The organism is Amycolatopsis sp. NPDC051903 (assembly GCF_044452505.1).
Taxonomy (GTDB): domain Bacteria; phylum Actinomycetota; class Actinomycetes; order Mycobacteriales; family Pseudonocardiaceae; genus Amycolatopsis.
Window position 1 is genome coordinate 58,522 of the sequence record NZ_JBITBT010000043.1, and the last position, 21,956, is coordinate 80,477.

The window sequence follows — 21,956 nt, forward strand, 5'->3', positions numbered from 1 at the left end:
TGTCCGGCTCGCGGACACCGAGCGGCTAGGCTTCGCGGGGACCACGTCCGCCAGGCCGTCAGGAGGTCGTGCCATGCCACGCGAGGGAACCGGTCCGGACTTCATCGAGGCGCTCGCGCGCGGCCTCGAGGTGATCGCGGCGTTCGAGCCCCACCGGCCCTCGATGACCCTCGCCGAGGTCGCCACCGCGACGAAGCTGGCCCGCCCCACCGCGCGGCGGATCCTGCTGACGCTCGAGGAGCTGGGCTACGTGCGCACCGCCGAGCGCGGCTACTCGCTCACCCCCCGCGTGCTCGAACTCGGGGTGGCCTACGTGCGGTCGATGGGGCTGTGGGACGTCGCCCGCCCGCACCTGGAGAAGCTCGTCGGGCAGACGCACGAGTCGTGCTCGATCGCCCAGCTCGACGGCTCGGACATCGTCTACGTGGCCCGGGTTTCGGTCCCGAAGATCGTGTCGCTGGCCGTCCAGATCGGCACCCGCTTCCCCGCTTTGCCGACGTCGCTGGGCAAAGTTTTGCTCGCCGCGCTCGCCCCCGATGACCTCGACGCCGCGCTGGCGCAGCCGACGCGCTCGGGGCTCGTGCCGCGCTGGCGGCCGGGCCGCGCCGAGCGCGACGCGGAGCTGCGCGAGGTCCGTGCCCGCGGCTGGGCCCTCACCGACGAGCAGCTGACCCTCGGGATCCGGTCGGTCGCCGCGCCCCTGCGCGACGGCGCGGGCCGGGTGATCGCGAGCGTCAACGTCAACTGCCACGCCGCCGAAACGCCGGTCGACCGGCTCGTGGGCCACCACCTGCCCCTGCTGCTGCAGGCAGCCGGCGACATCAGCGCCGACTTCGCCCGCCTGCAGGACGTGCCGCACGTCGAAGTGCCCGCGGCATCCGGCGACCGCGCTTGACGCCCTGCGCCGCGCGGGCGCAGACTCTGGAGTGACCGCCTCAGCGGACACTGGTCCGACTGACGGACACAGCTGATGGAACCACCAGAGAGGCACGACATGGACGACTCCCCGGCGGGAGCGGGCCCCGGACCGCTGTCGGGGCTGCTGGTCGCGGACTTCTCCCGGGTCCTCGCCGGCCCGTACGCCACGATGCTGCTCGCCGACCTGGGCGCCGAGGTCGTGAAGGTCGAAGGCCCGCAGGGCGACGAGACGCGCACCTGGATGCCCCCGGTGCGCGGCGAGACGTCCACGTACTACCTCGGCGTGAACCGCGGGAAGCGCTCGATCGCGCTCGACCTGCGCGACGAGGCCGACGCCGCGCTCGGGCGCGAGCTCGCCGCCCGCGCCGACGTGCTCATCGAGAACTTCAAGCCCGGCGGTCTCGCGAAGTACGGCCTCGACTACGAGAGCGTCCGCACCGCCAACCCCGGCCTCGTGTACGCGTCGATCACCGGCTTCGGCTCCGGCGCGGGCAGCCACGTGCCGGGCTACGACCTGATGGTGCAGGCGATCTCCGGCCTGATGAGCCTGACCGGCGACCCCGCCGGCCCGCCCTACCGCGCCGGGATCTCCGTCTTCGACGTGATGGCGGGCAACCACGCCGTGATCGGCATCCTCGCCGCGCTGCGCCACCGCGACGCGACCGGCGCCGGGCAGCTGGTCGAGGTCAACCTGCTGTCCTCGGCACTGACCGGGCTGGTGAACCACAGCTCCGCCTACGCCGCCGGCGGCGTGATCCCCTACCGCATGGGCAACGCGCACCCCAGCGTCTTCCCCTACGAACCCCTGCCGACGGCCGACGACGACCTGATCGTCGCCGCGGCCAACGACGGCCAGTTCCGCAAGCTGTGCGCTGTCCTCGCCATCCCCGAGGTCGCCGACGATCCGAGGTTCGCGCACAACGCCGACCGCACGAAGAACCGCGAAGAACTGCGCCCGATCCTCGAGCGGAAGCTGGCCGAACGCGGCGCCGTCGAGTGGTTCGAAGCCCTCACCGCGCAGGGCGTGCCGTGCGGGCCCATCCAGACGATCGACGGCGGGTTCGCGATGGCCGAGCGCTTCGGCCTCGACCCGGTCGTCGAGGTCGGGGAAGGCGACCGCGCGGTCCCGACCACCCGGCACCCGCTGCGGTTCTCGGCGACGCCGGCCACCTACCGCCTGCCGCCGCCCGAACTCGACGAGCACGGCGAAGAACTGCGCGCCTGGCTCGCGCGAAAGGACGAAGATGGCTGAGCCCCCGGTGTACGAGACGGCGCTGGGCGCGTCGTCGCTGGACAAGATCACCTTGCTGGGGCAGGACCTCGCCCAGGACGTGATGGGGAAGGTCCGCTTCGGCGAGCTGGCCTTCTGGCTCGCGACGCAGCGCCGGCCGGCACCGGGTGAGACCCGCGTGTTCGAAGCCGTGCTCGCCGCGCTGGCCGACCACGGCTTCACCCCCACCGCGATCGTCACGCGCCTGACCTACCTGTCCGCGCCCGATTCGATCCAGGGCGCGCTCGCCGCGGGCCTGCTCGGCGGCGGCTCGCGCTTCCTCGGCGTCACCGAGGACTGCGGCCGGTTCCTGCACGGCGTCCTCACCGAAGCCGGCCAGGCGGGCGAACTCCCCGCCGACGACGCCGGCTGGGACGCGCTGGCCCTGGAGACCGTGCGGACGCGGCGGGCAGCGGGCGAATTCATCCCGGGGCTGGGGCACCACGTGCACAAGCAGGGTGACCCGCGTACCCCGCGCCTGCTGGAGATCGCGGCGGAGGAAGGACTCGTCGGGCCGCACCTGGCGCTGTTCAGCGCCATCGGCCGCGTGCACCCGCGGGTGCTCGGCAAAACGCTGCCGCTCAACGGCGCGGGCGTCTGCGGCGCCGCGCTGGCCGACCTCGGCCTCCCGCTCGAACTGCTGCGCGGGTTCGCACTTTTGGCCCGCACCGCCGGTCTCATCGGACAGCTCGCCGAAGAACTGCGCCACCCCGTCGCCAACGACGTCTTCCTCGCGGTAGACCTGAACAACCGGCCCGTTCCGCCGGACCCCTACGCGCCCGAACAGCCCTGACCCACCCGCCGCCCGGCCGAGAAAGAGGATCTCCATGGAGCTCGTCACCGAAGACAACATCACGGAACTGGCCGAGCAGCGGTGGGCGACCGCGCACGACCCGCGCGCGAAGGAACTGATGACCGCGCTCGTCCGGCACCTGCACGCCTTCGCGCGCGAGGTGCGACTCACCGAAGCCGAGTGGATGGCGGCCATCCAGTGGCTCACCGCGACCGGCCAGATCAGCGACGAGAAGCGCGAGGAGTTCATCCTCGCCTCCGACGTGCTGGGCCTGAGCATGCTCGTCGTGCAGATGAACCACCACTTCGCGCCGGAAGCCACCCCGGCCACGGTCCTCGGCCCGTTCCACATCGACGGCTCGCCGGCGCTGGACTTCGGCGGTGACATGTCCGACGGCGTCGAAGGCACTCCCCTGTACGTCACCGGTTCCGTGCGCTCGCTCGACGGCACTCCCGTCGCCGGCGCGCTGCTCGACGTGTGGCAGGCCGACGCGGAAGGCACCTACGAGTCGCAACTGGCGGAGATCGACGAGGCCCGGCTGCGCGCGAAGTACACGGCCCGCGCCGACGGCTCGTACTGCGTGCACACCATCGCGCCGAAGGGCTACTCGATCCCGATGGACGGCCCGGTCGGGGAGCTCATCTCGCGCACCGACATCAGCCACTTCCGCCCGGCCCACGTGCACTTCCTGGTGACGGCCGAGGGCCACGAGCCGCTCATCACGCACCTGTTCCAGGAAGGCGCCGAATACCTCGACAGCGACGTGGTGTTCGGCACCAAGCAGGAACTCGTGGTCACGTTCGAGCCGCGCGAGCCGGGCCCGACGCCCGACGGCGGCGAGTCGGCCGTGCCGTGGGTCGAAGCGCGCTACGACTTCTTGCTCCAGCCCGTGAACTGAACCGGCCGACGCGGCTCAGCCGGCCGGTCGCGTCGCCTCGCGCACGAACCGGATGGCGACCTCGCGCAGCTTCACGTTGGTGTTCTGGGATTCCCGGACGAGCCGCTGCATCGCCTCGACGTCGCTGATGCGGTGCGCGGCCATGAGGATGCCCTTCGCCTGCTCGATCACCGCGCGGTTGCGCATCGCGGTGTCGAGGTGGGCGGCGAGGTCGTGCGCGCGCCGGAACCGCCGCGTGGTGCGCAGGCCCGACGCGACCACGACCGTGTACAGCTCCAGGACTTTGCCGTCGAGCTCTTCGAAGCCGTGGCTTTCGGTGCTGAAGAGGTTGAGCGCGCCCGTGAGGGTGTCGTCGACGCGCAGCGGCGCGGCGAGGTAGCTGCCGATGCCCTCGCCGCGGGCGAAGGCCACGAAATCGGGCCACTCCCGGCCGGCGTGCGGAAGCGACATCCGCACGATCTCGCCGGTCGCCGCCGCGCGCAGGCACGGGCCGTCGCCTGTCGCGTACTGCGCCCGGTCGACGCGCAGGGCGATTTCGTCAGTGTACGCGGCGGTTTCGGGTTCCCCGTCGGTGATGACGGTGACGCTCGCGATCTCCGCCCCGGGCACCGCACGGACGGCGTGGGTGCACACGGCTTCGAGCGTCGAGGCGGTGTCGTCGCCGGTCTCGAGCGCCTCGGTGAGGTCCGTCATCGCGCCGGTGAGCTCGTCGAACGCGGCTCTGTCGTCAGTGTCCACTCGCGTACTTTAACCGCGCCCGCCCCCGCGAGGATCCGAAGATTCGTCGTCAGTGTCCACTCGCGTACTTCAACCGCGCCCGCCCCCGCGAGGATCCGAAGATTCGTCGTCAGTGTCCACTCGCGTACTTCAACCGCGCCCGCCCCCGCGAGGATCCGAAGACTCGTCGTCAGTGTCCACTCGCGTACTTCAACCGCGCCCGCCCCCGCGAGGATCCGAAGACTCGTCGTCAGTGTCCACTCGCGTACTTCAACCGTGGGCGCCCCCGCGAGGATCCGAAGATTCGTCGTCAGTGTCCACTCGCGTACTTCAACCGCGCCCGCCCCCGCGAGGATCCGAAGACTCGTCGCCAGTGTCCACTCGCGTACTTCAACCGTGGGCGCGCCCCTGCGCGGGTTTGCCTGCCACGCAGGCAGGGAAAGCCTAGGCTGCTGCTGGGGCCGGGATCCGCGGACGAGCGCACCGGCCGCACCGCGTCGAGGAGAAGGGACGGCTCCACCCATGGCGATCGCCACGATCAACCCCGCGACCGGGGAGACGGTCACGACGTTCACCGAGCTGACCGAAGCCGAGGTCCGGGACAAGATCGCTGTCGCACACGAACGGTGGCGCAGCTACCGCCGCACCTCGTTCGCCGAGCGCGCCGCGCTGCTGCACGCCACCGCCGACCTCCTGGAGAAGGAAGCCGACGACATCGCGGCGACGATGACCACGGAGATGGGCAAAACGCTCGCGGCGGCGCGGGCCGAAGCCCTCAAGTGCGCCAAGGGCATGCGCTACTACGCCGACCACGCCGAGGAGTTCCTCGCCGACGAACCGCTGCCCGACCCGTCCGTCGTCGGCGCGTCCCGGGCGCTGGGCCGGTACCAGCCGCTGGGTGTGGTGCTCGCCGTGATGCCGTGGAACTTCCCGCTGTGGCAGGTGATGCGCTTCGCCGCGCCCGCGCTGATGGCCGGCAACGTCGGCCTGCTCAAGCACGCGTCGAACGTGCCGCAGTGCGCGCTGTACCTGGAGGACCTGTTCCGCCGCGGCGGGTTCCCCGAGGGCTGCTTCCAGACGCTGCTGATCTCCTCGCGCCAAGTCGAGCCCGTCCTGCGCGACCCGCGCGTGGCCGCCGCGACGCTCACGGGCAGCGAGCCCGCCGGCCGCTCCGTGGCCGCGATCTGCGGCGACGAGGTCAAGCACACCGTGCTGGAGCTCGGAGGCAGCGACCCGTTCGTGGTGATGCCTTCGGCCGACCTCGACCGCGCGGCCGAAACCGCGGTGACCGCCCGCGTGCAGAACAACGGTCAGTCCTGCATCGCCGCGAAGCGGTTCATCGTGCACGCGGACGTTTACGACGAGTTCGCGCGGAAGTTCGTGGAGCGGATGCGGGCGCTGACGGTCGGCGATCCCACCGACGACACCACGGACGTCGGCCCGCTGGCCACCGAGCAGGGCCGCACCGACGTCGAGGAGCTGGTGGGCGAAGCCGTGTCCGCGGGCGCCGAGGTGCTGTGCGGCGGGAAGCGCCCCGAGGGGCCGGGCTGGTTCTACCCGCCGACGGTGATCGGCGGGATCACGCGTGACATGCGGATGTACACCGAAGAGGTGTTCGGGCCGGTCGCCTCGCTCTTCCGCGTCGCGGACCTCGACGAAGCGCTGGAAGTCGCGAACGCGACCTCGTTCGGCCTCGGGTCCAACGCGTGGACGCAGGACGCGGACGAGATCGAGCGTTTCATCGCCGACCTCGAGGCCGGGCAGGTGTTCATCAACGGCATGACCGTGTCGTACCCGGAGCTGCCCTTCGGCGGCGTCAAGCGCTCCGGCTACGGCCGCGAGCTCTCGTCGCACGGCATCCGGGAGTTCTGCAACCTCAAGACCGTCTGGGTCGGCTGAGCACGCGCGCGGACCCGGTGCGTCAGAGCACGCCCGGGTACGCGCCGCCGTCGATGAGCAGGCTCTGGCCGGTGACGAACCCGGCCTGGGCCGAGCACAGGTACGCGCAGGCGGCGCCGAACTCGGCGGGCTCGCCGAACCGGCCGGCCGGGATCGCCGCTCGCTGGCCGTCGGCGATCGCCTCCGGGGTCACGCCCGCGCCGGCGGCCGCCGCTTCCTGGCCCGAACGCAGGCGGCGGGTGTCGAACGAACCGGGCAGCAGGAAGTTGATCGTCACGTTGGCGTGCGCCACGGAACGCGCCACGCCCGCGAGGAAACCGGTGAGGCCGGCGCGCGCGCCGCTGGAGAGGTCGAGGCCCGCGAGCGGCATCTTGACCGAGCCCGACGTGATGTTGACGATCCGGCCGAACCGGCGCTCCACCATGCCGTCGACGACCCGCTGCACGAGCCGGATCGGCGTGGCCATGTTGGCGCGCACGCCGGCCAGCAGCGCCTCCTCGTCGACCTCGCGGAAATCGCGGAACGGCGGGCCGCCGTTGTTGTTCACGAGGATGTCGACGTCGCCGGCGGCCGCGAGCAGCGCGTCCTGCACGGCGTGGTCGTCGACGTTCCCCGCGACCGGCACCACCTTCGCGCCGGTGTCGGCCGCGATCTGCTCGGCCGCGGCGCGCGTCGACTCCTCCGACCGCCCGTTCACGACGACCGTGCAGCCCGCGCGGGCGAGCTCGGTGGCGCAGGCGCGCCCCAGCCCGAGGGTCGACGCGCACACCACGGCCGTGCGGCCGGCGATTCCGAGATCCACGAGTCCTGCTCCCCTGTCACGCCAACGGAAAACCGCTCCCGACCCTACCCGCCCGGCGGCGCCGGCGGCCGGGTGTCCGAGCGGGTGTGCCCGAATGGCCCGGGGAGCTCACTCGTCGAGGATCTCGCAGAGCACCTCGCCCTGCGCCCGGCTGTCGCCGACGGCCACCGCGAGCCCGGCCACCACGCCGGATTTGTGCGCCTTCACGGGGTTTTCCATCTTCATGGCTTCCACGACCGCGATCAGGTCGCCGGCCGCCACGCGATCGCCTTCGGCCACGGCGAGCTTCACGACCGTGCCCTGCATCGGGGTCGGCACCGCGTCGCCCGACACCGCCGCGGCCCGCGGCCCGAGCGCGACGGCCGCCGAGGCCGCGCGGATCTCCTCGGCCCGCTCGGTGCCCACTTCGGACAGACCCGGCAACGACACGCGCAGCGCGCGCCCGCCCACGGAGATCGTCACCCGGCCGTCGCCGGCCGGTTCGGCCGAGTACTCCGGCAAGTCGTTGACGAAGTCCTCTTCGATCCAGCGCGTGTGGACGGTGAAGCCGTTCTCCGCGGTGAACGCCGGATCGCGCACCACCGCGCGGTGGAACGGCACCACGGTGGCGAGTCCCTCGACCGTCAGCTCGGCCAGCGCCCGGCGGCTGCGGGCCAGCGCCGTCGCGCGGTCCGGTCCGGACACGATCAGCTTGGCCAGCATCGAGTCGAACTGGCCACCCACGACGGTGCCCGCCTCGACGCCGGAGTCGAGCCGGATGCCCGGTCCCTCCGGCACGTCGAACCGGCGCGCGGTCCCGGGCATCGGCAGGAAGCCGCGGCCCGGGTCTTCGCCGTTGATCCGGAACTCGAAGGCGTGCCCGCGTGGTGCGGGGTCCTCGGGGTGGGGCAGCGGTTCGCCGCGCGCGATGCGGAACTGTTCCTGCACCAGGTCGAGGCCGGTCGTCTCTTCGGTGACCGGGTGCTCGACCTGCAGCCGCGTGTTGACCTCGAGGAAGGAGATCGTGCCGTCGGTGCCCACGAGGTACTCGACGGTGCCCGCGCCGCGGTAACCCGCCGCCGCGCAGATCCGCTTGGCCGACGAGTGGATCAGCTCGCGCTGCTGCTCGGTCAGGAACGGCGCCGGCGCCTCCTCGACGAGCTTCTGGTGCCGCCGCTGCAGCGAGCAGTCGCGCGTGCCGGCGACGAGCACGGTCCCGTGCGCGTCGGCCAGCACCTGGGCCTCCACGTGCCGCGGGTGGTCGAGGTAGCGCTCGACGAAGCACTCGCCGCGGCCGAACGCCGCCACCGCTTCGCGCGTAGCCGATTCGAACAGCTCGGGGATCTCGTCGAGGTCCCGCGCGACCTTGAGCCCGCGCCCGCCGCCGCCGAACGCCGCCTTGATCGCCACCGGCAGCCCGTGCTCACGCGCGAACGCGACGATCTCGCCGGCCGACGCGACGGGTTCCTCCGTGCCCGGCACGAGCGGCGCACCGACGGACCGCGCGATGCGGCGCGCGGTGACCTTGTCGCCCAGGTCCCGGATCGCCTGCGGCTCGGGGCCGATCCACACGAGGCCGGCGTCCAGCACGGCCTGCGCGAACTCGGCGTTCTCCGAGAGGAACCCGTACCCGGGGTGCACGGCGTCGGCGCCGCTCACCTTCGCGACGTCGAGCAGCTTGTCGATGTCCAGGTAGGACTCGGCAGCCGTGCTCCCGTGCAGCGCGTAGGCCTCGTCGGCCAGGCGCGTGTGCGGCGCCCGCGCGTCCGGGTCGGCGTACACGGCGACGGAGGCCAACCCGGCGTCGCGCGCGGCCCGGATCACCCGCACCGCGATCTCGCCGCGGTTCGCGACCAGCACCTTCCGGAACTCAGGCAACGGAAACTCCCCTCTCCCGGATCCCGGGCAGGACCTCGGTGGCGAACAGGTCGATCACGCGGTCGCGGTCTTCGGCGGCGCAGGCCGGGGCGAACACCACGCGCTGGGCGCCGGCTTCGGCGAACTCCGCGATGCGCTCGCGCACCCGGGCCGGCGTGCCGAAGAGCAGGTAGCGATCGGCGTACGGCTCGAAGTCCTGGCGGTAGATCCCGCTGATGGCCGAGACGACCTCACGGCGGGCGCGGTCGCCGTCCCGGTCCACAGTGGACCACAGGTAGACACCGCCGGTGAGGTCCGCGGCTTCGCGGCCCTGCCCCGCGGCCAGCTCACGGACCTGCGTGAGGCTGTCCGCGAGGCGCTCGGGGGTGACCAGGTACGGCAGCCAGACGTCGGCGTGCTTCGCGGCCCGGCGCATCGCCGCGCGGCGACGGCCCCCGACCCACACGGGCGGGCGCCGCGCGGGCACCGGTTGCAGCTCCTGGTCCTCGATCGTGGTGAACTCCCCGTGGAACGTCACCCGTCCCCCGGCCAGCAGCCGGTCGAGCACTTCGAGGGCTTCCTCGGTCCGGCGGCCGCGTTCGGCGAGCGGAACGCCGACCGCTTCGAACTCGGGCGGGTGCTCCCCGCCGACCCCGACACCCAGCTCGAACCGGCCGTGCGAGACGACCGCGAGCGTGGCGACGAGCTTCGCGGCCAGCGCAGCCGGGTACACCGGCAGGATCGTGAGCGCGCTCAGCAGCCGGATCCGCTCGGTGGCGCCCGCCGCCGCGGCCAGCCCGACGAACGCGTTGGTGATCGGGCCGTGGAAGAACACGTGCTCACCGCAGCAGAAGTAGTCGAACCCGGCTTCCTCGGCGCGGCGGGCGAAAGCCGGGATCTCACCCGGATCGGCGCCGGGCGGGAACATCAGCCCGACGCGCATCACCGCTCCTCCGGCAGCCGGGCGAGCACGGCGCGCGCCATCCGCACGTGGACGTCGTCGACCATCTGCCCGTCGACGACCGCGACGCCTTCGTCCGCCGCCGCCAGCACGCCCCGCGCGTGCGCGACCTCGTCGGGCGCCGGCGTGAAGACCTCGTGCGCCAGCTCGACCTGACGCGGGTGCACGCAGATCTTGCCGGTGTACCCGATCGCGCGGCCTTGCGCCGCGTCGGCGCGGAACCGGTCGTCGTCGCGGATCGCGACCACGGCCTGGTCCACTGCGGACACCCCGGCGAGGTGCGCGGCGAGGCGGACCTCGCTACGGGCGTAGAGCACCTCGTCGCCGCGGGTGGTCCGCACGCCGCCGATATCGGCGATGTAGTCCTCGGCTCCGAAGTAGACGGAGTCGAGGCCGGCGCGCAGCAGTTCGCGGCAGTCCGCGACCCCGCGCACGGTTTCGAGCCCGACGACGATCGGCGCGTCGGGCCCGAGCCGCGCGCGCAGCACGTCGATCTCCTCACGCCGCTCGTACTTCGGCAGCACCACGCCGATCCCGCCGAGCCCGGCGACGGCCGCGAGGTCGTCGGCGAACCACGGCGAGGTGATCGGGTTGACGCGCACGAGCACGGTGGTGCGCGGGCCGGCGTCGAGCCCGGCCAGCGCGGCGACCGCCGTTTCGCGCGCTTCGGCCTTCTGCGCCGCGGGCACCGCGTCCTCGAGGTCGACCACGGCGGCGTCGGGCGCGAGCGCGGGGATCTTCGCGACCATCGACGCCTTCGAACCCGGCATGAACAGCAAGCTGCGGGGAATCAGTCCGTCCGTCATGGTCACACCGGGCTGATCAGGTGGTGGCGGCGGTGCCCCGAGCGCTCCCAGTTCCGGGCGGCCCGCAGGCGGCCCAGCAGCTCGGCGCGCAGCGCTTCGGGCTTCACCACGGTGTCGACGTGCAGTTCGCCGGCCAGCCGCAGGAGCGTGAAGTCCGCGGCCTGCTCCGCGACCCGCGCCTGCACGAACGCCTCGCGCTCGGCGGGGTCCTCGATCGCCGCGATCTTGTTGGCGTACACGGCGTTCGCGGACGCTTCGGGTGACATCGTGCCGATCGTCGCGGTCGGCAGCGCGATGGTCGCGCGCGGCTCGAAACCCGGCGCGCACATCGCGTAGAACCCGGCGGCGTAGGCCTTGCGAAGCACGACGCTGAACTTGGGCACCTCGGCGCTCGCCATCGCGGCGACCATCTTGGCGCCGTGCCGGATGATCCCCTGCCGCTCCACCGCGACGCCGATCATGAAGCCCGGCACGTCCTGCAGGAACACCAGCGGGATGTTGAACGCGTCGCACATCGAGATGAACCGCGCTGCCTTGTCGGCCGAGTCGACGAAGATCGCGCCGCTGCGCACCGACGGCTGGTTCGCGACGAGCCCGACGGTCTGCCCGTCGAGCCGCGCGAAACCGGTCACCATCTCGGTGGCCCACGCCGACTTGATCTCGAAGAAGCTGCCCGCGTCCACGAGCCGCAGGATCACGTCGCGCACGTCGTAGGCCGCGTTCGGGTCTTCCGGGATCAGGCCCTCGGGCCAGTCGAGCACCTCGGGCGCGGCGGGTTCGGCGTTCGCCGGGGGCGAGCGCCAGTCGTCGGGCAGGTAGGACAGCAGCAGCCGCGCGGCCGCGATCACCTGCCAGTCCTCGTCGAACACCTCGTCGCCGCACCCGGAGACGGTCGCGTGCATGACCGCGCCGCCCATCTCCTCGAGCGTGGTGTGCTCGCCGGTCACCTTCTCGGCGACGCGCGGCGAGGCCAGGTACATCGACGCGTTGCCCTCGACCATGCCGACCCAGTCGGTGAACGCCGGCATGTACGCGCCGCCGGCGGCCGAGGGCCCGTGCAGGCAGCAGATCTGCGGCACTCGCCCGGAGAGCTTGATCTGCAGCTGGAAGATCCGCGACGCCCCGCGCCGGCCCGAGAAGAACCCGAGCTGGTCGGTCAGCCGACCACCCGCCGAGTCGACGAGGTAGAACACCGGCATCAGGTCGCGGTCGGCGCGCTCGAGGATGCGCACCTGCTTCTCGCACGTCAGCTCGCCCCACGACCCGGCTTTCACCGAGAAGTCGTGGGCGATCACCGCGACCGGGCGGCCCTCGACCGTGCCGACGCCGGTGAGCACGCCGTCGGCGGGCAGCCCGTCGCCCGACGCGTCGGCGAGCAGCCCGTCTTCCACCCAGCTGCCCGGGTCGAGCAGCAGCGCGATCCGCTCCCGCACCGGGAGCTTGTTCGGCCACCGGCTCGCGTCGCCGCCGGCGAGCGCGGCCTGCGCGGCCTTCTCCAGCTCGGCCGTCACCTCGCTCATCGCCGCGCCGCCGCTTCCGTGACCACCAACGTCTTCAGCGTCGCCGCGAGCACGGTTTCGTCCCGCTGGTTGAGGATCCGGAACGCCGAGGTGACCACGCCCCTGCCGTCGCCGCGCGGCGTCAGCTCGGTCACCTCGGTCTCGACGCGGATCGTGTCGCCGACGCGCACCGGTGTGACGAAGCGCAGCTTGTCGATGCCGTAGAACGCCTTCATCGCCTCGGGCCGGAACGTGACCAGGCCCAGCGCGACCGACAGCGACAGCGCACCGTGCGCGACCCGGCCGCCGAACACGGGGTCCTGGCCGAAGTACTCGGCGTCGGTGTGCGCCGGGTGCCAGTCGCCGGTGAACATCGCGAACTGCACGATGTCGGTCTCGGTGATCGTGCGGGCCCGGCTGACGTGCCGGTCGCCGATCTTGATCTTGTCGAAGTACTCGGTGATCACGCCTGGTCCCCCGTCGGTTCGCGGTGCATCAGCCCGGTGCGCCGCGCCCGGCACACGAGCTCGTCGCGCTGGTTGTACGCGCGGTGCTCGAACACCACGATCCCCGCGCGCGGCCGCGACTTCGAGGCGCGGGCCTCCACGACCTCGCTCTCCACGCGGATCGTGTCGCCGGCGAACACCGGCTTCGAGAACTCCACATCGGACAGTCCGAGCTGCGCGACGATCGTGCCGAGCGTCAGCTCGTACACCGAGAGCCCGACCACCAGCGCGATCGTGAACATGCTGTTCACCAGCGGCTTGCCGAACTCGCTGCGCGAGGCGTAGTCGGCGTCGAGGTGCATCGGCGCCGGGTTCATCGTCATCGTGGTGAACAGCACGTTGTCGGTCTCGGTGACGGTGCGCCGCGTCGCGTGGTGCACGACGGTGCCCACCGTCAGCTGTTCGAACCACCGGCCCGAAACCGGGCGCTCGGTGTCTGTGCTCATGGTCTTCCTTCCGTGCTGGGTCACCGGCCGGGTCGCGTCAGAGTGTGCTGAACCGGGGCTGTCTGCGCTCGGCGAAGGCAGCGAGCCCCTCGCGGGCGACCGGCCCGGCCAGGTGCGCGAGCAGCGTCTCGCGCTCGGCCGTGATCGCCGCGGCCGGCTCGTCGGCGAGTGCGGTGCGGTGCAGGCGTTTCATGCCCCGCAACGCGTCGGGGGCGTGGCGCGACAGGCGGGCGACGAGCGCGTCGACGGCGTCGTCGAGCTCGGCCGCGGGCACGGCACTGCTCACGAGCCCGAAGCTCGCTGCCGTGGCCCCGTCGACGATTTCCCCGGTGTAGAGCAGCCTTCGCGCGATGGCCGGCGCCACGGCGTGCGTGAGCCGCACCGAACCGCCGGCGCCGGGCAGCAGGCCGTACTCGAGGTGGCGGTCGCCGATCCGCGCCGTTTCGCTGACCACGGCGAGGTCGCAGGCGAGCATGATCTCGCAGCCGCCGGCGACCGCGTAGCCGTCGATCACGCACACGGACACGAACGGCGCGGCCTCCAGCCGGTCGAGCGTCACGCCGATCGAGGTGATGTAGGCGCGCACGGCGGCCGGATCGTCCAGCACCGAGCGCAGGAACTTCAGCTCCGCACCGGCCGACAGCGTCCCGCCCCGCCCCCGGACCACGACGACCGAGCAGCCTTCGGCCGCCGTGATCGCCCGGTCCAGCCCGGCGATCACCTCGGGACTCAGCGCGTTGCGGGTGGCTTCCTGGTCGATCGTGATGCGGCCGACCGGTCCGTCGACGGCGAAGGTGACGGCCTCACTTCTTGATGACAATGCCCGCGGCCTCCCGGTCCCACAGCTCGCCGACCCGCTTCGCGGCGGCGGTCTTCAGCTTGTACTTCTCGATCTTCTCGCTCGGTGTCTTGGGCAGCCGGTCGATGAACTCGAGGTAGCGCGGCACCATGAAGTACGGCATGTGCTCGTCGCAGAACGCGATGATCTCCTCGTACGAAGCGGAAGCGCCGTCCTCGGTGACGAGGTAGACCATCAGGTCGTCCTCGCCGAGCTCGGACGCGACCGGCACCGCGGCGGCCTCGAGGATCGCGGGGTGCCGGCAGACGATCGTCTCGACCTCGTAGGCCGAGATGTTCTCGCCGCGCCGGCGGATGGCTTCCTTCTTGCGGTCGGAGAAGAACAGGTACCCGTCTTCGTCGAGCGAACCGCGGTCGCCGGTGTGGAACCACAGGTCGCGCGTGGCGCCGACCGTGGCCTCCGGCATCTTGTAGTACTCCAGCATCGTCGTGCCGGGTTCGTTGGGGCGCAGGCAGATCTCCCCGACCTCGCCCGTGGGCAGCGGCACGCCGTCGTCGTCGAAGATCCGCACGCTCATGTCGGGGCGCACCCGGCCGGCCGAGGGCACCTTCTCCAGCGGGTCGTCCGGGGTGAACGCCGTGACCGCGCAGTTCTCCGTCATGGCGTAGACGGAGGTCACGCGCGTGCCGTAGCGCTCGAGGAACCCTTCGGCCAGCTCGCGGGAGTTCGGCACCATCATGCAGATCCGCACGGAGTGGTCACGGTCCTGTTCGGACGGTGGCTGCTGCCAGATGATGTTCGCCATCGCGCCGAGCGCGTTGAACACGGTGGCGCGCGATTCGCGGATCTGCGACCAGAACCGGCTGGCCGAGAAGTGCGGGTAGAGCGCCACGGACGCCTCCGCCCACAGCGCGGCGTACACGGTGTACCAGAGCGCGTTGCCGTGGAAGACGGGCAAACAGGTGTAGAGCACGTCGTCCTGGCGGTAACCGTTGAGCGAAGCCATCTGGTGGCCGACCGCGTGGCCCTGCGCCTGCGGGCAGATCGCGCCCTTCGACGGGCCGGTGGTGCCGGAGGTGTAGAGGATCAGGTGGGGATCGTTCCAGCGCACGGGTTCCGCGAGGCGCGGTGGGGTCGGCGGCGCTTCGTGCAGCGTGGCCAGGTCGTGCGTCGCGATGCCGTCGAGCGCGGCGAGCAACGCGGGGTCGGCGCCGAGCCCCAGCACCGTGCGCACGGCGGGGACCTGCGACAGCACTGCGGCGACGCGCGGGAGCAGCTCCCCCGCCACGCAGATCGCCGTGGCATCGGACTGGTCCAGGAAGTAGCGCAGCAGCTCGCCCTTCGCGGCGGTGTTGAGCGGCACCGCCACGGCGCCGAGCTTGCCCAGGCCCCAGAGCGTCCACAGGAACTCCGGGCCGTTGGGCATCATCATCGCCACGTGGTCGCCCCTCGTGATGCCGAGGTCCGCGAACCCGTTGGCGTAGCGGTTGGTGATCTCGTCGAGGTCCCGGTACGTGTAAGTGCGCCCGGCCCAGTGGAGGAACGGCCGGTCGCCGACGCGGGCGGCTTTGTCGGCGAGGATGTGCGCGGTCGTCCTCTGGTCGATCTCGTAGTAGCGCATCGTCGAGCTGCCTCCAAGTCTCTGCCCCGGACGCTATCCGGCCAGGACACGATTGGTCAACAAACAGTTGTTGCAAGCGGTGTGCCCATCGACTCGTCACTCGCCGTAGTGTCTAATGGGGCTCGTGCCCGAACGAGCCACCGACTACGTGACGCCGATCGTCGAAATCGCCGCGAGCCTGTTCGCCCGCAAGGGCTACCACGGTACGTCGATGCGCGACATCGGGCGGGAGGTCGGCGTGCACGCCGGCAGCCTGTACGTGCACATCCAGAGCAAGGAGGACCTGCTCGAGGCGATCGTGCACAGCATCATGGAGCGCTCGGAGCGCGACATGGAGGAGATCCTCGCCGGCGGCGGCACCGCCACGCAGCAGCTGCGCCAGGTCGCCGCGCGCGACCTCAAGCTGATCGCCGAGAACAAGGAGTTCGCCACCGTCTTCTTCCACGAGTGGCGCAACCTCTCCGAGCCGCGCCAGCAGGCCGTCATCGCCAGCCGCGACCGGTGGGAGACGGGGCTGCGCAGCATCATCACGCGCGGCATCACCGACGGCGAGTTCCGCGCGGCGGACCCGCGCATCGCCGGCATCGCGCTGACGAGCATCCTGAACTGGGCGTACGTGTGGTACTCACCGGAGGGTTCGCTGACCACGGATCAGCTGGCGGAGCAGTTCGCGGACCTGCTGATCAAGGGGTTGCGCGCGAACTGAGTGCTCCAGCCCATCGAGGTTGTGGTCACCGTCTCGCGCCCGGCAGCGACCGTCCGGACGGACCTATGATCGCGGCATGCTCGATCTTTCCCCCGACCAGCTCCTGTCCACCACCCGCGCGGTCCGCAAACGCCTCGACTTCACCCGCGACGTCCCCGACGACCTCATCCGCGAATGCGTCGCACTCGCCCTGCAGGCCCCGGCCGGCTCGAACGTGGTGACCGCCCGCTTCGTGATCGTCCGAGACGAAGCCAAGCGCCGCGCCATCGGCGAGATCTACGGCTCCATCTACGCCAAGTACAAGGCCTCCCCCGGCTACCCGGGCAACAACGCGGGCGCCACCGAGCGCGACCGCGTGCAGTCCCGCGTCGCCAGCTCCGCCGACTACCTCGGCGAGCACATGGGTGAGGCCCCCGTGCTCGTCCTGGCCTGCAACGAAGGCCCCGACCGCGCCTCGGCGGCGGCCGGCGTGTCCAACGTCCTGCCCGCCACGTGGAGCTTCATGCTCGCCGCGCGCGCCCGCGGCCTCGGCACCGCGTGGACGTCGATGCACGTCGCGCGCGAACAGGACGTCGCGGACGTGCTCGGCATTCCGTACGAGACGGTCGCGCAGGCCGTGCTGACGCCGCTGGCGTTCACGAAGGGCACGGACTTCCGCCCGGCCTCCCGGCCTGCTCCGGACGAGGTGACCCACTGGGACCAGTGGTGACCACCGCCTGACCAACGCCGGCCTGGAATCGGCATCGATTCCAGGCCGGCGCCAGGACTACCTGTTCGACTTCGGCGGATTCAGCAGCGCCAGACCCGAAGGGTTGTCGCCCGACCCCGAAGCCCGGAACTCGTCACTCGCTTTACCCCAACCATTGATCTTTTCCCAGTTGGCTGTGCTGAGTTTCTCGTCTTTGTTATTCGCGAAGTAATCCAGGTGATTTTTGGCGACCGGGTCGAACCGGCCGGCTTCGGCGACGTGCATAGCGGTGACCCGAAGTGCGTCCGTCGATCCCTTGGCGCTGTTCGACATGTCATCCACGGCGTTCGCCAAGGTGTTGGGGCCGAAATTCTGATTGTACTTTTCGTTGGGAGGATACGCGATCGATCCGATGTCCGGCTTGTGTACAGCTCCGGGCGCTGCATGGTCCGGATTGATCCGCACATCCTTGTGATACTCGTGCGTCGGATCGTAATGGAAAATGTCGGCGCCGCCACCCTCATCCTTCTTGAGGTACCCGACGATGTAGCCGTTTTGTTTGTCGACCACCATCTTCAGCCCGGTGTCCCCGTCCGGCCCCTCGAAGCCGAGCTTTCCTACGCCGACGTGCGCGTACTGCTGCTGCTGGCCGGGCAGTTTGGTCAACGGGTGCGGCCCCGACCCCTTCTGCCAGCCGAGTTTCTCCCGGTAATCCTTTACGACTTTCCCGAACTCCTGGGCTTGACACTGAGTAAGGCCCAGCGGGTCGACCCAGCCGGTGGGGTTGCGCACGTAGTTCTGCGCATTCGGCCCGGGGGCGAGGCCGAGCCGGTCGTTGCTCGTGTAGCGGCCGGTGGCGGGGTCGTAGTAGCGGTGGAAGTTGTGGTGCAGGCCGGTTTCCGGGTCGTGGTACTGGCCGGGGAAGCGCAACGGCGTCGCGGCGCTCGCGCCGGGCTGCGCGCCGCCCCACAGGGTGGCACTGGCGTGGTAGGCGAGGGTGCCCTGCGCGTCGACCAGTTCGGTCGGCGTCCCGACCAGATCGGTCACGACGGCGAAGAAGCGCTGGTCGACCCACTGCTGCGAGCCACCCGGCGCCGGTACGCGCTCCGTCTGCCCGATCACCCGCAGGCCGTCGGGTGCCCAGTCCCACACGAGCGCGTGGCGTCCATTGTGGACCTGCTCGACGAGTTCCGCGCCGTCCCAGCAGAACTCGACTTGCTCCAGCACTTCCCCGCCGTCGCCGCCGAGCCGCTGCTTGGCCACGCGCCGGCCGAGCCCGTCGTGCACGTAGCGCCAGCGCTGCCCGTCGGGGGTGATCACGCCGACGAGCCGGTCGTCCGCGTCCCACGTGTAGTGCCACGCGTCCACCACGCCCGGTGTGCGTTCCACCTGCCGCCGAACCACCCGGCCCTCGGCGTCGTACTGGTAGCTCACCGCGCCGGCCTGTTCGAGCAGCGTGCCCGCGTACTGCCGTGCACCGCGAGCCTGCTGATGGGCCGCGTCCGCGACGGTCGCCGCCGGGGCGACCGGCCAGTCGGCCTCCACGATGTTCCCGGCCGGGTCGTAGGCGTAGCGCTCGGACCAGCCGGGCCCGGTCACCCCCAGCACCCGGCCGAGCGGGTCCACGTCGAGCTGACGTGGCCCGGTCACCCGGTCCTGAACCGTGGCCAGGTGGCCGTCCGGCCGGTAGCCGTAGGTGCGCTGCTGCAGCACGCGATCCCCGGCGGCCGCGAGCGTCTGCGTCCGCAGCTGGTGGGCTTCGTCCCAGGACTGGACCAGCCGCACGGCCGGGCCCACCTGCCGCTGGACCTCCCGGCCGAACGCGTCATAGCCGAACCGGACCAGTTCACCGGCGGTGCGCAGCGACAGCGGTCGCCCCGCGTGGTCGTACTGCCAGGTGCTTTCCGCGCCGGACGGCGTCCGCCGCCAGACCCGGTTGCCGACCGCGTCGTAGCGGAACGCCAGGGTCCGGCCGTTCAGCTCTTCGCTCAGCACGCGGCCGAGGGCGTCGTAGCGGATCTTCAGGTCGGTGTCTTCGTTCGTGGCCTGGGTGATCCGCCCGGCCGGGTCGTAGGTGTAGCGCGTCACCGACTGGTCGCTGCGGCGCTCGATGATGTTGCCCACCGCGTCGTGGGTGAGCCGCACGGTCTGGCCGACCGCGTTGCTGTACTCGACCAGATCACCCGCGGCGTCGTGGACGTACCCGATGGCCCGGCCGTTGTAGTCGGTCTCCCCGACGAGCCGGCCCGCCGCGTCGTAGGTGTAGCGCCAGACCAGGCCCTGCTGGTTGGTCACCGACGTCAGCCGCAGTTCGGTGTCGTAAGTAAAGGCCAGCCGGCTGCCGTCCGGCGCGGTGCGCGCCACCTCCAGGTCGAAGTGCGCGACCTCGGTCCGGGTGACCGCGCCCTGCGCGCCGGTGGTCTGGCGCAGGTTCCCCTCGCCGTCGTAGGCCAGGTTCTCCGTGGTCCCGTCGGGCAGCGTGCGCGACAGCAAGGCGCCCTCGACGCTCCAGGCCAACCTGGTGACCCCGCCCAGCGGGTCGGTGATCTCCGCCGGCCGGCCGAGCTGGTCGTAGCGGTAGCGCGTGGTCGTGCCGAGCGAGTCGACGACCGTGACCGGGAGCCCGGCGACACCGTATTCGACCCGGCGCGTGCGGCCGAGGGCGTCGGTGACGGTGCTGGTGCGGCTCTGCGCGTCGTAGGCGTAGGTGGTACGTGCCCCGCTCGGGTCGATCTCGGCGCTCAGCCGGCCGGATTCGGCGTACTCGCGCCGCCACACCGCACCGTCGAAGTCCACAAAGGTCACCGGCCGGCCCGCGCCGTCGTACTCGGACCGGGACCGGCTGCCGTCCGGCCGGACCACCGCGACCAGCCGCCCGGACGCGTCGTGCTCGTAACGAGTGGTCCGCCCCAGCGGATCGGTGGTCGCCAGCAACGCCCCGTACTCGCCCCACTCCGACGCCGTGACGTGGCCCAGCGGATCGGTCTGCCGGATCACCCGCAGCTCTTCGTCCAGTTCGAACGTCGTGGTCTGGCCGAGCGAATCGGTGGCCGTGGTGACCAGGTTTTCCCGGTCGTAGTCGAACGTGTAGCTGAGGTAGCCGTCCTTGCCCTCGGTCTCGACACAGCGGCCCTCGGCGTCGTACCGGTAGCGGTAGGACATGTCGTTGCGGTCCTGCCAGCGGACGATCCGCCCCTCGGCGTCGTAGCCGAACCGCAGCGACTGCCCGGAGGAGTTGACCACCTCGACCAGCCGCCGCTGCTCGTCGTAGCCGTAGCGCACCAGCACGACATCCGAGTCCCCGGCCGCCGGGTCCGAGGGAAGCAGCCGCACCGCCTCGATCAGGCCGTCACCGGTGTCCACCGCGATCCGGTACCCCGCCGAGTGCGCGATGCCCACCAGCACGCTGTCCTCGTTGCGGACGAACTCGATCTGGTTGCCTCCGCCGTCACGGATCCCGCTGATCGCCAGCCGGCCCGTGCCGTCGTCCTGGAAGTGCAACACCTGATCACGGTCCAGGCACGCGATCGCGTAACCGCCCTCGGTGCGCATCAGCGGCCACCGCGGACCGGAATCGGGCAGCACCCCCAGCCCGTCACCCTCGGGCAACGGGGTGCTGTAGTTCAGCAACATCCCGTCGTCCGCGGCGAAGTAGAACCCGTCCGGCTCCACGTCCAGCCGCTGGTCCACAGTGGACGCCCAGCCGGTGCCGAAGTACCCGCCCAGGCGATGCGTCGACAAGTGGGTCCGGGCCAGCACCAGCGGCAACGTCGCATTCAGTTCGACGTCCTGCTGCGTCATGATCATCTGACCCGTGGCGACATCGATCGGGTCGCCGCAGGTGGGCTTGGTGTCCGCGGGCTTGTTGTTCGCCTTCGGATCGGTGTTGGCGTCCTTGACCGAAGTCGGGCCCGTGTCGCCGCTCTTGCCACCGCTCTTGGGCAGCCCCTTCGGGGTGCCTCCCCCGCCGCCGGGGGCCGGGTCAAGGCCTTTGGGAGTCGGTTCCGGGTCCGGAGTGCTCTTGGCGGGCGGCGGGGCGTCGCCCTTCGGAGGCGGCGGAGTATCGCCACCACCCGCGCTGGACGAGTGCGTCGAATCGTCACCACCCGACTTGGCCGGCGGCGGGGTGTCACCACCATGGCTGCCACCACCACCGGCGCTGGACGAGTGCGTCGAATCGTCGCCGCCGGACTTGGCCGGCGGGGTGTCGTCACCGCCGGATTTGGCCGGTGGTGGGGCGCCGCCACCACCACCCTTGGGGGTGCCGCCACCACTGCCGGCGGGCTTGGGCGGGTCCTTCGGCATGGCGCCGGCGTCGCCGCCCTTGCCGGCCGAGGAAACCTTGCCGCCCTTGATGTTCTTGAGTGCCTTCGCGGCGTCCTCGAAGAGGGTGCCCGCCTTCTTCAGCAACGGGATCAGCGCCTTGAGCGCCTTGACCAGCTTGGTGACGATCGAGGTGATCTGCGACGCGGTCTTGGCCACCGCGCTGATCACCTGCGGCACGACCCACGCCAAGCCGATGCCGAGGGTGAACAGCACCTGCAACGCCCAGCTGATCAGGTGCCCGACCAGCTCCGAGATGATGTCGCGCACCAGCGTCCGCACCGCGGCCACGACCTCGCCCGCGGTTTTCACCCCGGACGAGGCACCTTCGCAGCCCTTCTGCGCCGACTGCAGAAGCGTCCCCAGATCCTGGGCCCGCTGCCGGTAGGCATCCGACGCATCCCCGGACCAGGACTGCAGATCCGACATCACCGCGCTGTTCAGATCCGAGGCGACGCTGCCCAACTC

General features: G+C 71.3%; 18 protein-coding genes. 7 read left to right on the plus strand and 11 right to left on the minus strand.

Going from position 1 to position 21,956, the window contains the following annotated elements; translation table 11 throughout:
- Nucleotides 1-73: 73 nt before the first annotated feature.
- The 4 genes from ACIA77_RS44790 to ACIA77_RS44805 all read left to right on the plus strand — a co-directional run bounded on the left by ACIA77_RS44790 (nt 74) and on the right by ACIA77_RS44805 (nt 3,879).
- The gene (locus tag ACIA77_RS44790) at nt 74-895 is read left to right on the plus strand and encodes an IclR family transcriptional regulator C-terminal domain-containing protein (RefSeq protein ID WP_395892273.1); all 822 of its coding nucleotides are present in this window, start codon (nt 74-76) and stop codon (nt 893-895) included.
- 99 nt (nt 896-994) lie between these two features.
- Entirely contained in the window at nt 995-2,170 is a 1,176-nt protein-coding gene (locus ACIA77_RS44795; protein ID WP_395892274.1) for a CaiB/BaiF CoA transferase family protein, read from the plus strand.
- A complete protein-coding gene (locus ACIA77_RS44800) occupies nt 2,163-2,981 on the plus strand; it encodes a citryl-CoA lyase (RefSeq protein ID WP_395892275.1) in 819 nt (272 codons plus the stop codon). Before ACIA77_RS44795 ends, ACIA77_RS44800 begins: the two co-directional genes overlap by 8 nt.
- Nucleotides 2,982-3,015: 34 nt before the next feature.
- On the plus strand, nt 3,016-3,879 hold the full coding sequence (locus ACIA77_RS44805; RefSeq protein ID WP_395892276.1) for a dioxygenase: 864 nt from the start codon (nt 3,016-3,018) through the stop codon (nt 3,877-3,879).
- 15 nt (nt 3,880-3,894) lie between these two features.
- Here the strand turns inward: ACIA77_RS44805 and ACIA77_RS44810 are convergent, their stop codons facing one another.
- Complete coding sequence (locus tag ACIA77_RS44810; RefSeq protein ID WP_395892291.1) at nt 3,895-4,572, minus strand: ANTAR domain-containing protein; 678 nt, start codon at nt 4,570-4,572, stop codon at nt 3,895-3,897.
- 546 nt (nt 4,573-5,118) lie between these two features.
- Between ACIA77_RS44810 and ACIA77_RS44815 the strand changes: the two genes are divergently transcribed.
- Nucleotides 5,119-6,495 (plus strand): NADP-dependent succinic semialdehyde dehydrogenase, encoded by a 1,377-nt coding sequence (locus ACIA77_RS44815; protein ID WP_395892277.1) that lies wholly within the window; start codon nt 5,119-5,121, stop codon nt 6,493-6,495.
- 22 nt (nt 6,496-6,517) lie between these two features.
- Here ACIA77_RS44815 and ACIA77_RS44820 read toward each other — a convergent pair whose 3' ends face one another.
- The 9 genes from ACIA77_RS44820 to ACIA77_RS44860 form a co-directional block, all read right to left on the minus strand.
- A complete protein-coding gene (locus tag ACIA77_RS44820; protein WP_395892278.1) occupies nt 6,518-7,297 on the minus strand; it encodes an SDR family oxidoreductase in 780 nt (259 codons plus the stop codon).
- Nucleotides 7,298-7,405: 108 nt separating this feature from the next.
- A complete protein-coding gene (locus ACIA77_RS44825) occupies nt 7,406-9,154 on the minus strand; it encodes an acetyl/propionyl/methylcrotonyl-CoA carboxylase subunit alpha (RefSeq protein ID WP_395892279.1) in 1,749 nt (582 codons plus the stop codon).
- Nucleotides 9,147-10,076: an LLM class flavin-dependent oxidoreductase gene (locus ACIA77_RS44830; RefSeq protein WP_395892280.1), complete on the minus strand. Its 930-nt coding sequence runs from the start codon at nt 10,074-10,076 to the stop codon at nt 9,147-9,149. The genes ACIA77_RS44825 and ACIA77_RS44830 overlap by 8 nt, the downstream gene beginning before the upstream one ends.
- Nucleotides 10,076-10,900: an HpcH/HpaI aldolase/citrate lyase family protein gene (locus ACIA77_RS44835; protein WP_395892281.1), complete on the minus strand. Its 825-nt coding sequence runs from the start codon at nt 10,898-10,900 to the stop codon at nt 10,076-10,078. Before ACIA77_RS44835 ends, ACIA77_RS44830 begins: the two co-directional genes overlap by 1 nt.
- Nucleotides 10,901-10,902: 2 nt before the next feature.
- Nucleotides 10,903-12,420 (minus strand): acyl-CoA carboxylase subunit beta, encoded by a 1,518-nt coding sequence (locus tag ACIA77_RS44840; RefSeq protein WP_395892282.1) that lies wholly within the window; start codon nt 12,418-12,420, stop codon nt 10,903-10,905.
- Entirely contained in the window at nt 12,417-12,866 is a 450-nt protein-coding gene (locus ACIA77_RS44845; protein WP_395892283.1) for a MaoC/PaaZ C-terminal domain-containing protein, read from the minus strand. Before ACIA77_RS44845 ends, ACIA77_RS44840 begins: the two co-directional genes overlap by 4 nt.
- Nucleotides 12,863-13,351: a MaoC family dehydratase gene (locus ACIA77_RS44850; RefSeq protein WP_395892284.1), complete on the minus strand. Its 489-nt coding sequence runs from the start codon at nt 13,349-13,351 to the stop codon at nt 12,863-12,865. The genes ACIA77_RS44845 and ACIA77_RS44850 overlap by 4 nt, the downstream gene beginning before the upstream one ends.
- 37 nt (nt 13,352-13,388) lie before the next feature.
- Complete coding sequence (locus tag ACIA77_RS44855) at nt 13,389-14,171, minus strand: enoyl-CoA hydratase/isomerase family protein (RefSeq protein ID WP_395892285.1); 783 nt, start codon at nt 14,169-14,171, stop codon at nt 13,389-13,391.
- Nucleotides 14,155-15,771 carry an ATP-dependent acyl-CoA ligase gene (locus ACIA77_RS44860; RefSeq protein WP_395892286.1) on the minus strand — a complete coding sequence of 539 codons (1,617 nt, stop codon included), beginning with the start codon at nt 15,769-15,771 and terminating at the stop codon, nt 14,155-14,157. Before ACIA77_RS44860 ends, ACIA77_RS44855 begins: the two co-directional genes overlap by 17 nt.
- A 124-nt stretch (nt 15,772-15,895) precedes the next feature.
- Between ACIA77_RS44860 and ACIA77_RS44865 the strand changes: the two genes are divergently transcribed.
- Nucleotides 15,896-16,477, plus strand: coding sequence for a TetR family transcriptional regulator (locus ACIA77_RS44865; RefSeq protein ID WP_395892287.1), 582 nt, complete (start codon nt 15,896-15,898; stop codon nt 16,475-16,477).
- Nucleotides 16,478-16,553: 76 nt separating this feature from the next.
- Nucleotides 16,554-17,186, plus strand: a complete 633-nt coding sequence (locus ACIA77_RS44870; RefSeq protein WP_395892288.1) for a nitroreductase family protein — start codon at nt 16,554-16,556, stop codon at nt 17,184-17,186.
- A gap of 57 nt (nt 17,187-17,243) precedes the next feature.
- Here the strand turns inward: ACIA77_RS44870 and ACIA77_RS44875 are convergent, their stop codons facing one another.
- On the minus strand, nt 17,244-21,917 hold the full coding sequence (locus ACIA77_RS44875; RefSeq protein ID WP_395892289.1) for an RHS repeat-associated core domain-containing protein: 4,674 nt from the start codon (nt 21,915-21,917) through the stop codon (nt 17,244-17,246).
- Nucleotides 21,918-21,956: the final 39 nt, after the last annotated feature.